The sequence below is a fragment of the Ruegeria sp. CDSB086 genome (genome assembly GCF_059611065.1).
Window position 1 is genome coordinate 54,949 of record NZ_JBXWOV010000005.1, and the last position, 16,148, is coordinate 71,096.

The following is a 16,148-nucleotide window of genomic DNA, read 5'->3' on the forward strand; positions in this document are numbered from 1 at the left end:
AAGGGGGCTGGTTCATGAAATCTGTTAAGGTCGTTGGCGCGGTGGTCATCTTGGGCGCAATTGCCATCGGGCTGCTGTTGTACTGGCGCCATCAGGAACGATACCCTTCGACCGATGACGCCTATGTGGGGGCGAACATCATCTACGTGGCGCCACAGGTCACCGGTCAGGTTGCCGAAGTGCTTGTGATTGAGAACCAGCCGGTCAAAACCGGGGACTTGCTGTTCACGATCGACGATACGCAATTCAAAGCTTCGGTTGATCAAGCCAAGGCCAACCTCGACAGCGCGGTGCAGCAGGCGCAGTCTTACAGTACACAAATCGCGGCCGCACAAGCGGTGGTCGACAGCACGCAGTCGGCCTACAATACGGCTCAGAGTAATCTGGAACGTGCTAAGGCGCTGTTTTCAGACGGTGATCTGGCGCAGGCGTCCCTGGATCAGACCAGTTCGGAATTTGCGCGCGCCGCGGCGCAACTTACCACAAGCCAATCCGCCCTGTTGGCCTTGCAAAGTGGTTTGGCGGCCAAACAGGACGATATACTGTCATCGCGCGCCCAAGTGGAAATTGCGCAGGCCAATCAAAATTGGACCAAGATCTTTGCGTCGGCAGATGGGTGGATCGCCAACCTGACCCTCAGGCCTGGATCGTCGGTTTCAGCTAACGCGCCGCAGTTTTCGATCGTTGAGTCGTCTGATTGGTGGGTGGACGCCAATTTCAAAGAGACATCACTGCCGCGCATTCGTCCGGGTCAGCAGGTCACGGTAAAGATCGACATGATGCCGGGCGTCACCCTGACGGGCAAAGTTGCGTCAATCGGACGGGGGTCGGGGGATACGTTCTCGCTGTTGCCATCCGAGAACGCCAGCGGGAATTGGGTCAAGGTCACGCGGCGCTTTCCGGTACGGGTTGAACTTGATCCTACGGATGCCCCATTGCGGGTGGGTGGCAGTAGCAAGGTGACCGTGGATACCACACCGCAGGCCCAAAAATGACATCCCCGGCAGCAGGCCACATCAATCCGGTGATTGTGGTTGCTGTTGTCCTCAGCGCTATTCTTGAGGTGCTCGACAGTACAATCGTCAATGTCGCGCTGCCCCATATTCAGGCGGCATTCGGGGCAACAACCGATCAGGCCACGTGGATACTGACCAGTTATATTGTGTCGGCCGTTGTGGTCATGCCACTGACGGGCTTTGTCGCCCGCCGTGTCGGCCGTCGACGTCTGATCCTGACCGCTGTGACCGGGTTCGCGACGATGTCGGTCATGTGTGGCCTGTCCTGGAGCCTTGAAACCATTGTAGCCTTTCGCCTGGCCCAAGGCATGTTCGGGGCGTTTCTGATCCCGTTGTCCCAATCCATTCTCTTCGACGCCTATCCCCGTGAAAAACGTGGGCAGGCGATGGCGGTCTTCGGTTTGGGAGTCGTCGTAGCACCGGTGTTGGGGCCCACAGTTGGGGCGATCCTGACCGAGTATTTCTCTTGGCGAATGGTGTTTTTCGTGAACCTGCCGGTAGCCGCGATGGCGTTGCTTTTGTTGGCCGGAGAGTTGCCGGATGACGAAACCGAAGAGGTTCGCATCGATTGGAAAGGCCTTGCTCTTCTGGCCATTGGCATAGGCTGCCTGCAATTTGTTCTGGATCAGGGAGAGACCAAGGACTGGTTGTCATCACGGGTCATTCAGGTTGCCCTCATCGCTTCGGTTTTGGGCGCGGTTGGGTTTATCATCCATGTGCTGACCACGGAAAAGCCGGTTGTCGATTTGCGGTTTTTCGCGGATCGCAATTTCGCGCTGTGCAATCTGGTTATCGCCGGATTTGCCATTTCCCTGTTCGGAGGTATCGCGATCCTGCCGACTTTCGTTCAGAACTTGCTGGACTATCCAGTCATCACATCGGGCCATCTTTTTATCCCGCGAGGGGTCGCCGCCGGGCTGTCGATGGTCCTGACCGGCGCTGTTCTGGTTACGCGTTTCGATCCGCGTGTTCTGGCCGGGCTGGGTATGCTTTTGACGGCTGTCAGCAATTTCATGATGGGGGCGCTCAACATGGATGCTGGATTTTGGGAGCTTGCCTGGCCAGGGGCGGTAAGCGGTCTGGGGATGGGCCTCGTGTTTGTACCAATGTCGATATTGGCGTTTGAAAGCATCTCCAAGTTGCGGCAGGACGAGGCATCCGGCCTGTTCAATGTGACCCGTCAGCTTGGATCATCAGTCGGAATTTCCTTGGTCGGAACTTGGGTCGTTCGGGGTCTTCAAACAAACACGGCAGTTCTCAGCCAAAACGTGACGCCCTATAACCCCGCCGCCCAAGCCTATCTTGCGCCACTGAACCTGACGCCAGACAGTGCGCAGGGGGCAGCTATTCTGGGACAGGAAATTGCTCAGCAGGCTGAACTGATTTCATATCTGGCCGTCTTCAACAATCTAGGGCTTTTGGCCTTGGCGACCATTCCGCTGCTGTTCTTTTGCAAAGCACCTAAACCTGGAACGCAGGCGTCAGTGCCTGCACATTAACGCATCAGGAAAAAGCCAAATGCCAGCGCCGCCCAGCAAAGACCCAGGCTGAGCAATATATTGCCCGCCGCCAGCGCCACGGTCCGTTCGCGTCTAAGTTCCAGCGACTGATAGGCAAAGCTGGAAAACGTCGTGAAGCCGCCGCAAAAACCAAAGACCAGGCGTTTTTGTTCTTCGCCCATCTCTATTGATCCGCCAAGATAGCCGATCCACAACCCCAGCAGCAGACTACCCAGAACGTTTACAATCAGGGTCGAAAACGGCAGGTCATGAACAATTCGCAGAGCGATCCAGTGGCGCAAAACAGCCCCTAAACCACCGCCTAACCCGAACATCGCGTGCAGGAACAATTCGCTCATTCAGTCGCCCTCGGCGGATGAAAGCGCCTTCCGATAGCCTCACCCAAAATGGCGGCTGCCAGTCCCGCCGCGATTTCCAACGCGGCGGCCGAAGCCGCAACCCAGATGTTAGACAATGCCAACCGCTCCAATTCGGAAACAAAAGAGGAAAAGGTCGACAGGCCACCACAAAAGCCGACAGCGCCAAGATGCAGCACATGGGCATGGACGCGGTTTCGCACCGAATACAGCCATCCCAGTATGAAGCAGGCCACGATATTGATGCCAAAGGTCTGCGTCAGAAATCCGGCATGCGGTATGCTCACCGAGAACAACTCGCGCAGCAGCGACCCAACTGCGCCACCAATGAACACGGCTCCGAACATCAATGCCGTGGTCCGAACATGCGTTCGTTTTTGTGTCACAGCCTGCTGTCCTGCCCCTATCCCGTTTCCTCGGGCATAATAGCTGATGTTGCCCGGATCAACCGTGACCACTGTCCGCGCCGCATTTCACATCTTCGCCCGATTGCGTGAAGGCGGGCACAATCGCTTGCAATCTAACAGCGATTTGCCCCACGTTTGGCGAACACCTCGCCTGCTGCAGCAGGCTGGCAAGCACGCGACCCTGGGAGAGCACGAATGATTGTACGCAGACTCTATTACTTCATTGCATATGTGTGTCTGCCGCTGACCCTGTTGTGGGGTTTTTTCTGGCCGCCCGCCCATTGGTTGCTGGTGGTGCTCATTCCATATGCCGTGATCGGCCTTTACGACATGCTGACGACCAAACACAACGTGCTGAACAACTATCCGGTCCTGGGGCATTTCCGGTATATGCTGGAGTTCGTCAGCCCGGAAATCCGGCAGTATTTTGTGGAAACCAACGAAAGCGGCCGCCCTTTCAATAGGATCGTACGATCACTTGTCTACTCGCGGGCCAAAGGACAGGTGGATACGCAGGCCTTTGGTACGCAATACGACGTCCTGTCAGTCGGATATCATCGTGCTAACCACTCGCTTGCGCCCAAGCATGTGGATGAAAGCGAAGAACGGATCATGCTGGGTGGCCCGCAATGCACGCAGCCATACAGTGCGTCGCGGCTGAACGTCTCCGCCATGAGCTTTGGGGCGCTCAGCGCCAATGCGATCCGGGCACTGAACGGCGGCGCCAAGGACGGCGGATTTGCGCATAACACGGGTGAGGGCGGCCTGTCCCCGCACCATCTGGCCGAGGGTGGCGACATCATTTGGCAGATCGGAACAGGCTATTTCGGCTGCCGCACGCCCGAGGGTGGTTTTGACAAGGACCTGTTTGCCGAAAAGGCAAAAAAGGACGTTGTCAAAGCGATTGAAATCAAGCTGTCGCAGGGGGCCAAACCCTCGCATGGCGGGGTGCTGCCTGCCGCAAAAGTGGATCAGGAAATTGCCGAAATTCGCGGCGTGCCCGAACATCAGGACGTGATATCTCCGCCCACTCACTCTGCTTTTGAAGGTCCAACCGGTCTGATGCATTTTGTGCAGCATCTGCGGGAAATGTCTGGCGGCAAACCAATCGGGTTCAAGCTGTGTATTGGTAGACCGTCCGAGTTTATGGCGATTTGCAAGGCGATGCTGGAAACAGAAATCCTGCCGGACTTCATCACAATTGACGGTGCCGAAGGCGGTACCGGTGCTGCCCCGGTCGAATTCACCAACCGGTTGGGCATGCCGCTGAACGAGGCGCTGATTTTCGTCAACAACTGCCTGCGTGGTGTGGGTTTACGCGACAAGATCCGGATCATCTGCTCAGGCAAGGTAGCCACCGGCTACGACATGGTCGAGAAATTCGCGCTGGGGGCCGACATGTGCAACGCGGCACGCGCGATGATGTTTGCCGTGGGGTGTATTCAGGCGTTGCATTGCAACACCAACCGCTGCCCGTCCGGCGTTGCCACTCAGGACCCGATACGGGGCAGGGCGGTCAATGTTCCCCAAAAACGCCAGCGCGTACACCGCTTTCACGATGCGACCTTGGAAAGCTTCCGCGAACTTTTGGGCGCTATGGGCAAAGACAAGGTGTCCGAGCTTCACCCGGTAGATATCCGCCGCCGTACGGCAGACGAGCGGGAACGGTCTTATGCCGAACTCTATACCCTTATCGACGAGGGCGTTTTGCTGACAGACACAATACCGTCCGACTACGCGGCCGATTGGAAACTTGCCTCGGCGGATCGCTTTTAATTTTTTTGGAGATATCGCCAAGGATTGACGTTTTCGATCCGTCATACTCAGTGTGATGCGTATGAAAACATCGGATGAGGACTTGGCCAGGGCCGCCGCGGACGGGGACGCTGAGGCGTTTGCGACCCTGTTGCAGCGCCATTACGACCGGGTCTTTCGTCTGGCTTTTCGTCTGACTGGACGGGCAGATCAGGCCGAGGATCTGACACAGGATGTCTGTGCAGCGCTGCCCACCAAAATCGCGGGCTTCCGGGCGCAGGCCAAGTTCACGACCTGGCTCTACCGCGTGGTTGTCAACGCGGCCGAGGACGCCCGGCGTCGCCAGGCAAGCCACAGCCGCGCCGCCGCAGGGTGGGGTGATGTGGAGCAATTGCGCCGGGCAGAGGCGACCGAGACGGCCCAAGCAATGGATTGGTTGCAGCGCGCCATGCGGTCTCTGCCACCCGATTTGCAAGATACTCTGGCCCTGACATTAGAGGATGAAATGACACACGCCGAAGCTGCAGCAGTTCTGGGCGTGTCCGAAGGCACCGTGTCCTGGCGCATGTCCGACATTCGCAAACGTCTGCGCGCCCTGCGACAAGAGGAATTGGCACCATGACCGATGATCTTGATGACTTCAAAGCCTTGATGGATGCTGCGACGCCGGCACCAGATGCCGAACGGCGGGCGCAAAACTTAAAACGGGCTCAGAAAAATTTTGCACACAGCCAAGGATCGCATGCTGCGGTGCGTCCGACTGTTAAGCGAGGCCCAATGGCCCGCATGACAGAAGGAGCGAAATCCATGTTGAATGCTTTGTCCCATCGCGGCGCCCTGACCGCGACAACCGCCGTTGCCGCCGTTGCGCTGATTATGTTCTTGCCGCAATCCCGCGACTTCGTTGTGCAGCCCTTATCGCGCAGCGAAAGCCCTGCGCCCGCACCCGAAGCAGATTCTGCCGCACTGGAAGAACCCGTCGTTGAGGCCCCGGTCGTAGGTGAAGAGTATGCCGCGCCCGTGCGATCCAAAGCGGCCGCCCCTCAGCAAGGCGTTTCGGGCTTGGTTGCTGAAAACACTGCGCGACTTGGCATCACTTCGGGCGATGCCGCTCATATGATGGTTGAACCAGAGGTGGGAATTCTGCCCTTCCCGGATACCGAGGCGTTTTCAAACGCTGAAGCCAATCCTCTGAAAGTCACCAGTGAAGAGCCTGTTTCCACCTTTTCAATTGACGTTGATACGGCCTCCTATTCGATCGTCCGGTCCTCTCTTATGCGCGGTCAGCTTCCACCCAAGGATGCCGTCCGTGTCGAAGAGATGGTAAATTATTTTCCTTACTCGTATCCCGCACCAGAAGGGGACGCGCCGTTCCGGCCGACGATCACAGTAACACCGACGCCTTGGAATGAGGGTACTCAGCTTGTGCATGTCGGTATCCAAGGGGCATTGCCGCAGATTGAGGACCGACCGCCGCTTAATCTGGTCTTTCTGATCGATACGTCGGGATCGATGCATGATGCCAACAAACTACCTCTGTTAAAACAATCGTTCCGTTTAATGCTGTCAGAGTTGCGAGATGAGGACGAGGTCTCGATCGTGACCTATGCCGGAAGCGCGGGGCAGGTTCTGGAACCCACCGCGGCCGTGGAACGTGACAAAATCCTCGGCGCGCTCGACCAGTTGGAGGCAGGCGGTTCGACCGCAGGTCAGGCCGGGTTGCAACAGGCATATCAGGTAGCCGAAAGCATGAGCGCCGACGGTGAGGTCACGCGCGTTATCTTGGCAACGGATGGCGACTTCAATGTTGGCTTGTCTGATCCTGATGCGCTGAAAGACTTCATAGCAAATAAACGTGACAGCGGTACGTTCCTGAGTGTTTTGGGTTTTGGCCGGGGTAATTTGGACGATGCCACGATGCAGGCACTTGCCCAGAACGGAAACGGACAGGCCGCGTATATCGACACGCTGAGCGAGGCGCAAAAAGTCCTGGTCGACCAGTTGACGGGCGCATTGTTCCCAATCGCAAACGACGTCAAAATCCAGGTTGAGTTCAACCCGTCACAAATCGCCGAATATCGCCTTATCGGATACGAGACGCGCGCGTTGCGTCGGGAAGATTTCACCAATGACAAAGTGGACGCCGGCGATATCGGCGCAGGCCACTCGGTTACGGCGATTTACGAGGTCACGCCTGTTGGTTCAGACGCGATCCTGAACGATCCGTTGCGTTATAATGCCCAAGTGGTACGTGACGGTTCGGATGAGATCGGGTTTTTCAAACTGCGTTATAAAACGCCGGGGTCCGACCAGAGCCGGTTGATCGAACAGCCCATTGCGGCGACGCAGGACGAGGTTTCAGACGATGTCCGCTTTTCCTATGCCATCGCCGGGTTCGGGCAGTTATTGGGCGGTGCAGAATATCTGGGGAACTGGTCCTACGACGATGCGATCGGATTGGCAAACGCAGCCCGCGGTGAAGATCCCTTTGGGTACAGGGCCGAAGCTGCCACGCTCATGCGGCTTGCGCAAACGTTGTCACGGTAACAGCGGGCAATGGGGCGCTGCGTTGGGCAGCGCCCGTGTCCCGTCAATACGATCTTTGGTTGTTGGCCGCATGTGTGTTGATCCGGCGCACGCTCCACTCTACGGCGTCGCGCATGGTCCTGCCCAAAGCATCGTCAAAGGCTTTCACAAGGTCAGGCGTCGCATCGCTGGCAGAGGCAACAACTTCCCGAAATGAACTAGACGCGATGATCTTGTCTTCGAATTCATCAATGATCTTAATGTTCATGCGCACTTCGACGCGGATGGTTTTTGTCCCCTCAACATCGCTGACGACGAACCCCTGAAATTCGCGTAGGTCCGGAACGATGACATAATCGGCCCGCAGGCCCACGGTTGAGCGACCAACAGCGGCCACCTTGCCACTGTTTTCATAGCTTTCGACCAACAGCGCCTGTACGATAAGCGGTGCACGGTCGACCCATCTGGCGCGCGGTAGGTATTGCACCTGCAATGGGGTCGGCTGAATAGCGATCTGATCGGTATTGACCGCCGCCGTTGCTGTCGGTTCCTGTACAACGATTTGTTTTTGGACGCGCGGCAACGAAGACGAAAAGGTGCTTTTCGGCGTCAAAAGATACAGGTCGTTTGGCTTGGATGCCTGCCTCAGCGTGCCCAACCCGGTGCACGCGCCCAGCGACCCCAACGCCAGAACCAAAAGAAACAGCCTGATCATTGGCGAAACTCCGAAGCTTGGGTTCCCAGTAAGAAGCGTGCCGGGTCACGTTCGACCTTGTCCACCAGCCGATCCAGGCTGATTACCAATCGTTGCGACTCTTCTACGAAACGTGTGAATTGCGGCAGGCCGACGCGGAGGAAGTCGGACAATTGCCGTCGGTTGTCCTGAACGATGCCGTCGATGGTGCCCAGCAATTCGGACGCCGATCGCGATGCATTGAGGATATCGGCCGAAATTTCGTCCAACTTGCTTGTGACATTAGACACTGTTGAGGCGACCTGATTGGCCGCATTGCGGATATCGTCCATGACTGCGCCGACGTCTTTGTTGATGACCTCATTGGCCGAGTCAAAAGCGCGTTCCGCAGAAGCCAATGTGGTGTTTGCTGTATCCATCGCTGCCGTGATCGACCCCAGTGTTTTGTTTGCATTCACAAAGGTCTCGGTCGCGGTCGCCAAGGCAACGCTGCCTTCGTCGGACAGGCCGGTCAGGCGTTCTGCCAATGTTGAGGCCCGATCGATAAATGGTTTCACGTCGTCCTGTATTATGCGATCGGCGGTTTCGATTGTAGTCTTGGTGCTGTTCAGTGTTTCTGTCGCGGACTCGGATGCAGTTTTTACGCTTTTGAGTGTGTCTGTCCCTGTCGTCAGAGTGGTTTCGGCTGTGTCGGCCAATTTATCAAGCCGCGTTGTAAAGTTGCCCAGTTGCTTGGCTGCGCCGCCAAGGTCGGTGGACAAACTTTCGAAATCTGTCAGCGTTTTGTCCAACCGGCCGGATGCAGAAGCCAGATTGTCCAAAATTTTGCTGACGGATTGGCGGTTCTTGTCGTCAACGACCGAATTCAGACTCTCTAGCAGGGTAACCGCCTCATCCAAAACTTTCGGGGCACCTTCGAACAAGGATTGAATCGCGCTGCGCTTGCTTTTGATTACGCTGTTTTCCGGCAAGGGTTTGTCGCCGCTTTTGCCACCCGTCAGCTCAACATAACTGACGCCAGTTACGCCCAGAGATTGTAGCTGCGCGATGGTATCTTCAGTAACGGGTATGTCGGCATCTACTTCAAGCTTAACGCGCACCTTTGACGGATCGTCCTCGTCCAGGTTCAACGAAATCACCTGACCAACGGGCAAGCCGTTGAAGCTTACGCCGCCAGCGGAGGAGAGGCCCGATACGTTTTCGAACAGAACGTCGTAATATGCGTATTGGCGCGACACCTCGAATTTCGCGAGCCATAGGAAAAACCCAAAGGCACCAAGGATGCCCGCGATTGTGAACGCGCCAATCAGGATATAGTTTGCCCGGGTTTCCATAGCCTTTACCTGTCCTGCCCCTTCTCTTGCGCCGCGCGGGCCCGGGGGCCGGTGAAATACTCTTGAACCCAAGGATGGTCGACTTTGGTCATTTCTTCAATCGGACCTTCAACCAGAACCCGTTTTTCTGCGAGCACTGCGACCCTATCGCAAATGGCATAAAGACTATCGAGGTCATGTGTGACCATAAAGACGGTCAAGCCTAAAGCATGCTGCAATTCACCGATCAACTCGTCATACGCAGCCGCGCCGATTGGGTCGAGACCGGCGGTTGGCTCGTCCAGAAATACGATCTCGGGGTCCAAAGCCAAGGCACGGGCAAGGGCGGCGCGTTTGCGCATCCCACCGGACAATTCAGAGGGTAACTTGCCGCAACTTAGTTGCGGCAATCCGACAAGGCTGATCTTCAGGTTACCAAGCGCGCACATCAGGTTTTCGCTCAGCCCTGTATGTTCGCGCAGTGGGGCCATCACGTTCTGCAAGACCGTCAGCGAGGAAAACAATGCTCCATCCTGAAAGGCAACGCCCCAGCGACGCTCAATCCGGCGGCGTTCCTGTTCCGGGCCATTCAATACGTCGACACCCAGCACCTCAATGCTGCCCGCCGCGGGTCTGTTCAGGCCCACAATCGTGCGCAGCAGAACCGATTTGCCAGTTCCCGATCCGCCGACGATCCCCAGAACTTCACCACGCCACACATCCAGATTCAGGTTCTGATGTACAACTTGAGGTCCGAACTGGTTTGTAAGATTGCGAACGCGGATCACCGCTTCGCGCTGAGCGCCGGTATTAGATGTCTGTTCCAGCGTCGTGCCGTCCATCTCAGACCTCCATCACCGAAAAGAAGATCGAGAACAAAGCATCCAAAGCGATCACCAGAAAGATGGATTGCACAACCGAAGCCGTGGTTCGTTGCCCGACGGATTGGGCAGACCCCTTGACCTGCATTGCCTGCCAGCAAGCAATAACGCCGATGACCAAGGCGAAGAAGGGGGCCTTGATCATGCCGATGGCGAATTGCCAAATACCTGTGTTTTCTTTCAGGCGCGTGACGAACATGCCAGGGCTGACCCCAAGGTCGATCCAACTCATCAATCCGCCGCCGATCAGGGCGGCAAGGTCGGCGATGAAGCCAAGGATCGGCAGCATGATCAACAGGGCAACAACACGTGGGATCACCAACACCTCGATTGGGTCCAAACCCAATGTGCGCATTGCGTCGATCTCTTCCTGAACCTTCATCGAGCCAATCGAGGCGGTAAAAGCCGAGCCTGAACGCCCAGCAACGATGATCGCTGTCAGCAAAATGCCGAGCTCACGCAAAACTGAGATCGAAATCAGTTCGACCACGAAAATCTCGGCGCCGAACTGCTTTAGCTGGGTCGCGCCCTGAAAGGCCAGTACGACGCCGATCAGGAACCCCATAAGGGCAACGATCGGGATGGCCTTGAGGCCGGTCTCTTCCATTTGCGAGACCAAGGCCGCTTTGCGCAGACGGCGCGGCATTAGAATTGTACGGACAAGACGATGCAGCGTCAGACCCAGGAAGCCCAGCAGGGATAGCATGCCTTTTCCGGCCTGGGCGGTGCGTTCCCCGACACTTGCGACCCAGTCGGTAAAACTGCGCTTTTCAGTTGCCACACCGGGGTCGTCGGGAATGTTTTCCGCCACGGTTTCCAAAAGCGCGGAATGGGCGGGCTTTAACCCTTCATAATGAACGTTTGCGCCACTTGCCTTTGCGCGCCGCGCAACATCGGCAATCAGCCATGCGCCACCGGTATCCAGTGCCCCGACCTTCGAAAGATCGACAGTTAGTTCGTTACCGTCTGCTCGAAACCCTTCAAACGCCTTTTCGACCATGTCCAGGGATTGAGTCACCAGATCACCCGAAACCCGCAGGTAAACGCCGTTGGCGTCACGGTCCGACTGTATCACTGGCTGCGTCATGAGCGTATGTGATGGCAAAGGACATTGACCTGCAACGGATTTTTGCGAACTACGTTGTATTTCTTACCGCTCAATAGCGTCTAAGTGACATCTCCAGACACCAAAGTCATGGTTGTGGTTGGTTTTGCGCTCAACTGGGCCGACCGGTGCAAGATCATTTCAAATTAATCTGTTGCTTCTGTTGCAAGGGCGCGCGGGGCGAAAATCCGATGGGTTGTGACTCAGGTGTTGCGGGGTTCTGCGAACCAAGACAGAGTTCGCTCTGGCGCCACTGACGTGGAATCAGGGAGAGCGAAATGCGGCACGCTAAGAATGTTTTGTTCATCATCATAGATCAATTGCGCGCCGACTGTCTGAACGGCGCTTTAGCGGCCCATGTCGATCTGCCAAACCTGCGTGCATTCATGGACGAGGCGGTGACGTTTGACCGGCATTTTTCGGTGACCAACCCCTGTGGCCCTTCGCGTGTGTCAATCCTGACCGGGCAATATGCAATGAACCACCGGTCGGTTCGCAATGGAACCCCGTTGCGGCACGACACCCCTAACATCGCGACCGAAATGCGCAAAGCCGGCTATCTGCCCATGCTGTTTGGATACACGGATACATCCGCCGACCCTAGGGTGCATGATCACAACGATCCGATCCTGAAATCCTATGAACACCCAATGGCTGGGTTTCATGAGGTCCTCGAAATGCGGTTGGAGGAATCCTATCCTTGGCGCGGACACCTGATGCAAAAGGGCTATGCGTTCGAAGACTACTGGGACGTTCACAAGCCGGTCGCGCCGGATGGGGGTGATCCCCGATTGAATGACCCTGCGATGTATCGGGCGGAAGACAGTGATACTGCGTTCCTGACGGACGTGTTCTTGAACAGTATGGCGCCTTATGTTGGCAAAGACTGGTTTGCCCATCTGACCTATATTCGACCACACCCGCCATTGGTCGCCCCGGCACCCTACAACGATATGTATGACCCAGCGACCCTGCCTCGGCCCGAAGGGTTCTCCAATTCGTTGGATGAGCGGGCGATGCACCCGTTTATTGGCCCGACAATTGACAATACGTCTGCCGGTGATTTTGTTCTGGGCTTTGACGGGGTTGAGCCGACGCTTGAAAACACCCAATCGCTACGCGCCGTTTACTTGGGCCTTGCGACCGAGGTTGACCATCACATCGGGCGTGTCGTCCAGTTCCTGAAGGATAGCGGCCAATACGACAACACGATGGTTGTCATCACTGCGGACCACGGAGAGATGCTGGGCGACCGACACAGCTGGGGCAAGATGGCGGTCTTTGACGCCGCCTATAAAACGCCATTGATGATTAGGGACCCCAACAATCAATCGCATGCCGGGTCGGTGATCTCGGTACCGACGGAATCCATCGACATAACGCCGACGATATTGGATTGGATCGGCCAGCCGATCCCAAATTCCATGGACGGTCGATCGTTGCTGCCGCTGATGCAAGGGCAAATCCCCGAAGATTGGCGCAGCTATTCCTTCAGCGAGTTGGATTTTGCCGAACCAGAGCAACCTACGATCTGGCAGCAGGTTTTGGGGACGGGCAATAGCGATTCATGTCTGGGCATCCTGAGGGATGAGCGATTCACTCTGGTCGAATTCGCCGCAGACCTTCCGCCCATTCTGTTTGATCGGCAGGATGGTGGAGAATTGCGGAACAAAGCAAATGATCCCGAATGTATGTCGGTCTTGATGCGCCTATCCAGACAAATGTTGCGCCATCGGATGCAAAATATGGATCATACGCTGTCCCTGGATTCCATTACGGCGGATGGTCCCAAGACCAAATCCAGGTATTGAACGCAAAATATATGCGACCAGTTTTTCCAACCTGTCGCGCTGTTGCCCTCTACACCTGTAACAGATCCGGTGTTACGCATGTGTCGCGGGGAGGATGGGTTTGGAAATATCCGAGCAACAGATAAAATCTATGACGACAGCTGGTCTGAACCTGATCGGCCAGGCCCTGTCGATCTATGACAGTCAGCTTCGGCTGGTGGTCAGCAATCGACCGTTTCAAACAATGTTCGATCTGCCGGACCATCTTGTCCAGCCCGGCGCGTTGTTCAGTGATACGATCCGGCACCTCGCATCCAGTGGCGAGTATGGATATGTCGATGACGTCGAAGAGGCCGTCGATCTGCGTGTCAATCAGGCTTTGACATTCGAATCTCATTACATCGAACGTATTCGTGCCAACGGTCAGGTTATCTCGGTCGAAGGGGCCCCACTACCCAAAGGCGGGTGGGTGGCGGTCTATACCGACATTACAAATACAAAACAGGCCGAAGCCCTGCTGCGTGCCCGATCCGAGGAACTATCTGGCCAGTTGCTCGACCGGGCTGAAGAATTGTCAGCAACGAACAGAAAACTGGCGGCGACAAATTCGGCGCTGGAAGAAGCCAAGCGCCAGTTGACCGAAATTGAAGCGCGCACCCGTATGACGACCGAAATGATGCCGGCCCATATTGCGCATCTAGATGCCGATGGCCGCTATGATTACTCCAACCGGCGGCTCAACTCGGTCATGCCCGGTCGCCCTTCCGAGATTTTGGGTATGCATATTTCGCAGGCGTTGGGCAATGCTGCCTTTACTCGCGTCGAGACGCATTTACAAAAGGCCTACGCTGGCGAGACCTCTGTTTTTGAGTTTACCGAAGACCAGGATTCCAGACGGATTCGCGTATCCTTCACGCCTGATGGCGAGGGTGGCGTTTACATCATGTCCGTCGACATCACCGAAGAGACACAGGCGCGCGTCGCGCTGCAGCAAACCCGTCGCCGCGCGATGGCTGCACAGATGACAAGCGGGTTGGCGCATGATTTCTCGAACCTATTGACCATTATTCTGGGCATGCAGTCTCAACTGGAAAAAATGGATTTGTCGGAAGAGGCTTTGGAACTGATCGACGCGACCAAGCAGACAGCACGCAGGGGCGGACAATTGCTGAATCGCATTGCGGATATGACTGGTAACCGGACACCTCAGCCAAAAGCGACAGACATGCGCGGGCTGCTGGAAGATCTGCGCATTCTGGCCTCTCCATCTTTGCCGCGCGGGGTCGGCCTGTCGTTGGTGAATACATTGCCTGACAAAGCTCTTATGCTGGATCCCGGAATGGTTCAGGACGCCTTGCTGAACCTGGTTTTGAATGCGCGCGACGCTTGTGGTGAAACCGGTCAGATTACAATCAGCGCCCACACAATCGGTGAGATATGGACGGAAATAGCAGTGTCGGATACGGGCCCCGGGTTTTCGAAAGATGCGTTGGATAAGGCGCTGAACCCATTTTTCACAACCAAAGGCGACAAAGGGTCAGGCCTTGGTTTGCCGATGGTCTACGACACCGTCAAGTTGGCCGGGGGCGACCTGAGTCTGCGCAACACTCCGTCAGGTGCGTCGGTTATTTTGCGATTGCCGTACCGTGCGGCCCCGCCGGTACAGGAGGGGTTGGTTCTGTTGGTCGAAGACAGCAACGATCTGCGCAGTCAGTTCCGCGATATGTTGGTCGACATCGGGTTTGCAGTGATTGAGGCGACGTCTTGTGACGAAGCCATCGCTCTGGCAAAAGATGTCAAAGACATTGCTTTGGTACTGTCCGATATTCGCCTTGAAGGGCAGGAGACGGGTTTGGATCTTTTGGCAAAACTGGAGCCCGCCTTGCCCCGTATCCTTATGACATCCTTGCCTTATTCCGATCCGTTGTATCGCGAGGCGCTGAAACGTGCGCCGGTGCTGCGGAAACCCTTTACCCGGGCGCAACTGTCCGCCCTGATCCGTGACGAGGCTGCCTGATGACTCAACCGCTGGTGACCATCGTCGATGATGAGCCCGAGATCCGGCGCATTCTGACCGACGCGCTTGAAGAAGCAGGTTTTCGCACCCAGAGCTTTGCGCGCGCGCGGGAATTCGAAGCGTCGCTCAAACGGGTCACGCCGGACGTATGTCTGGTTGACTTGTCATTGCCGGATACGGACGGGTTAGCACTGGTCCATAGGTTGGCGCTGGAGCAGGGGGCTTCGGTCATTATCATATCCGGTCGTGCTCAGGTTCAGGATCGTGTCACCGGTTTGGAGCTGGGGGCGGATGACTATATTACCAAGCCATTCGACCCTGCCGAAGTTGTGGCGCGCATTCGGGCGCGGTTGCGGTCTCCCAAGGCGCAGACCACACAGTCTGACGTGGCGCGTTTCAACGGTTGGACGGCTTATTTTGATCGCTACATCCTAGAAGACGGATCCGGCGCCGAGACCCCGTTCAGTCATGCAGAGGGAGAAGTTCTGAGGCTGTTTCTGGAAAGTCCCAAGCGATTGATCAGCCGCACTCAGATGCAAGATGCCCTGGGTGGCGCTGCCGGCGACAGTTTCGATCGTGCGATGGATGTCAGAATTTCCAGGTTGCGGACCAAACTGGGCGAAGACCCCAAAAACCCTCGCCTGATCAAGACTATCTATGGTGCCGGATATATATTTTTGGGTGATGTTGAATGGTAAGCAATGGTCTAAACGACGTCCTGCCGCGTTAATACTTGGGGCACCAGTTTGTCGTTTGACGCTGCACTTT

At 56.3% G+C, this 16,148-nt stretch carries 14 protein-coding genes; 8 read left to right on the forward strand and 6 right to left on the reverse strand.

Annotation, left to right across the window (positions count from 1 at the left end; genetic code table 11):
* Window positions 1–14 precede the first annotated feature (14 nt).
* Together AC2FIO_RS11500 and AC2FIO_RS11505 are read left to right on the forward strand one after the other, a co-directional pair.
* The gene (locus tag AC2FIO_RS11500) at window positions 15–995 is read left to right on the forward strand and encodes an HlyD family secretion protein (protein ID WP_496697716.1); all 981 of its coding nucleotides are present in this window, start codon (window positions 15–17) and stop codon (window positions 993–995) included.
* Entirely contained in the window at window positions 992–2,515 is a 1,524-nt protein-coding gene (locus tag AC2FIO_RS11505) for a DHA2 family efflux MFS transporter permease subunit (RefSeq protein WP_496697718.1), read from the forward strand. Before AC2FIO_RS11500 ends, AC2FIO_RS11505 begins: the two co-directional genes overlap by 4 nt.
* Here the strand turns inward: AC2FIO_RS11505 and AC2FIO_RS11510 are convergent.
* Together AC2FIO_RS11510 and AC2FIO_RS11515 are read right to left on the reverse strand one after the other, a co-directional pair.
* The gene (locus AC2FIO_RS11510; protein WP_282169458.1) at window positions 2,512–2,874 is read right to left on the reverse strand and encodes a fluoride efflux transporter FluC; all 363 of its coding nucleotides are present in this window, start codon (window positions 2,872–2,874) and stop codon (window positions 2,512–2,514) included. The genes AC2FIO_RS11505 and AC2FIO_RS11510 overlap by 4 nt on opposite strands.
* Entirely contained in the window at window positions 2,871–3,278 is a 408-nt protein-coding gene (locus tag AC2FIO_RS11515; protein ID WP_261307899.1) for a fluoride efflux transporter FluC, read from the reverse strand. The genes AC2FIO_RS11510 and AC2FIO_RS11515 overlap by 4 nt, the downstream gene beginning before the upstream one ends.
* A gap of 216 nt (window positions 3,279–3,494) precedes the next feature.
* On the opposite strand from AC2FIO_RS11515, the gene AC2FIO_RS11520 reads away from it, so the two are divergent.
* From AC2FIO_RS11520 to AC2FIO_RS11530, 3 genes are all read left to right on the forward strand, one after another.
* Window positions 3,495–5,075, forward strand: coding sequence for an FMN-binding glutamate synthase family protein (locus tag AC2FIO_RS11520; RefSeq protein WP_496697721.1), 1,581 nt, complete (start codon window positions 3,495–3,497; stop codon window positions 5,073–5,075).
* 61 nt (window positions 5,076–5,136) lie between these two features.
* Window positions 5,137–5,676 carry an RNA polymerase sigma factor gene (locus AC2FIO_RS11525; protein WP_282169460.1) on the forward strand — a complete coding sequence of 180 codons (540 nt, stop codon included), beginning with the start codon at window positions 5,137–5,139 and terminating at the stop codon, window positions 5,674–5,676.
* Window positions 5,673–7,601: a vWA domain-containing protein gene (locus AC2FIO_RS11530; RefSeq protein WP_496697723.1), complete on the forward strand. Its 1,929-nt coding sequence runs from the start codon at window positions 5,673–5,675 to the stop codon at window positions 7,599–7,601. The genes AC2FIO_RS11525 and AC2FIO_RS11530 overlap by 4 nt, the downstream gene beginning before the upstream one ends.
* 43 nt (window positions 7,602–7,644) lie before the next feature.
* On the opposite strand, the gene AC2FIO_RS11535 is transcribed toward AC2FIO_RS11530, so the two are convergent.
* The 4 genes from AC2FIO_RS11535 to AC2FIO_RS11550 are packed head-to-tail and all read right to left on the reverse strand — an operon-like array spanning window position 7,645 to window position 11,555.
* Window positions 7,645–8,295, reverse strand: a complete 651-nt coding sequence (locus AC2FIO_RS11535; protein WP_109310978.1) for an ABC-type transport auxiliary lipoprotein family protein — start codon at window positions 8,293–8,295, stop codon at window positions 7,645–7,647.
* Window positions 8,292–9,608: an MlaD family protein gene (locus AC2FIO_RS11540; protein ID WP_496697725.1), complete on the reverse strand. Its 1,317-nt coding sequence runs from the start codon at window positions 9,606–9,608 to the stop codon at window positions 8,292–8,294. The genes AC2FIO_RS11535 and AC2FIO_RS11540 overlap by 4 nt, the downstream gene beginning before the upstream one ends.
* 5 nt (window positions 9,609–9,613) lie before the next feature.
* On the reverse strand, window positions 9,614–10,429 hold the full coding sequence (locus tag AC2FIO_RS11545) for an ABC transporter ATP-binding protein (RefSeq protein WP_282119471.1): 816 nt from the start codon (window positions 10,427–10,429) through the stop codon (window positions 9,614–9,616).
* Between the two features lies 1 nt (window position 10,430).
* Window positions 10,431–11,555, reverse strand: coding sequence for an MlaE family lipid ABC transporter permease subunit (locus tag AC2FIO_RS11550; protein WP_496697728.1), 1,125 nt, complete (start codon window positions 11,553–11,555; stop codon window positions 10,431–10,433).
* Window positions 11,556–11,851: 296 nt separating this feature from the next.
* Between AC2FIO_RS11550 and AC2FIO_RS11555 the strand changes: the two genes are divergently transcribed.
* The 3 genes from AC2FIO_RS11555 to AC2FIO_RS11565 all read left to right on the forward strand — a co-directional run bounded on the left by AC2FIO_RS11555 (window position 11,852) and on the right by AC2FIO_RS11565 (window position 16,078).
* Window positions 11,852–13,384, forward strand: coding sequence for a sulfatase-like hydrolase/transferase (locus AC2FIO_RS11555; protein WP_496697730.1), 1,533 nt, complete (start codon window positions 11,852–11,854; stop codon window positions 13,382–13,384).
* Between the two features lie 130 nt (window positions 13,385–13,514).
* Complete coding sequence (locus tag AC2FIO_RS11560) at window positions 13,515–15,380, forward strand: PAS-domain containing protein (protein WP_496697732.1); 1,866 nt, start codon at window positions 13,515–13,517, stop codon at window positions 15,378–15,380.
* Complete coding sequence (locus tag AC2FIO_RS11565) at window positions 15,380–16,078, forward strand: response regulator transcription factor (RefSeq protein ID WP_058274613.1); 699 nt, start codon at window positions 15,380–15,382, stop codon at window positions 16,076–16,078. Before AC2FIO_RS11560 ends, AC2FIO_RS11565 begins: the two co-directional genes overlap by 1 nt.
* The last annotated feature ends 70 nt before the right edge of the window (window positions 16,079–16,148 follow it).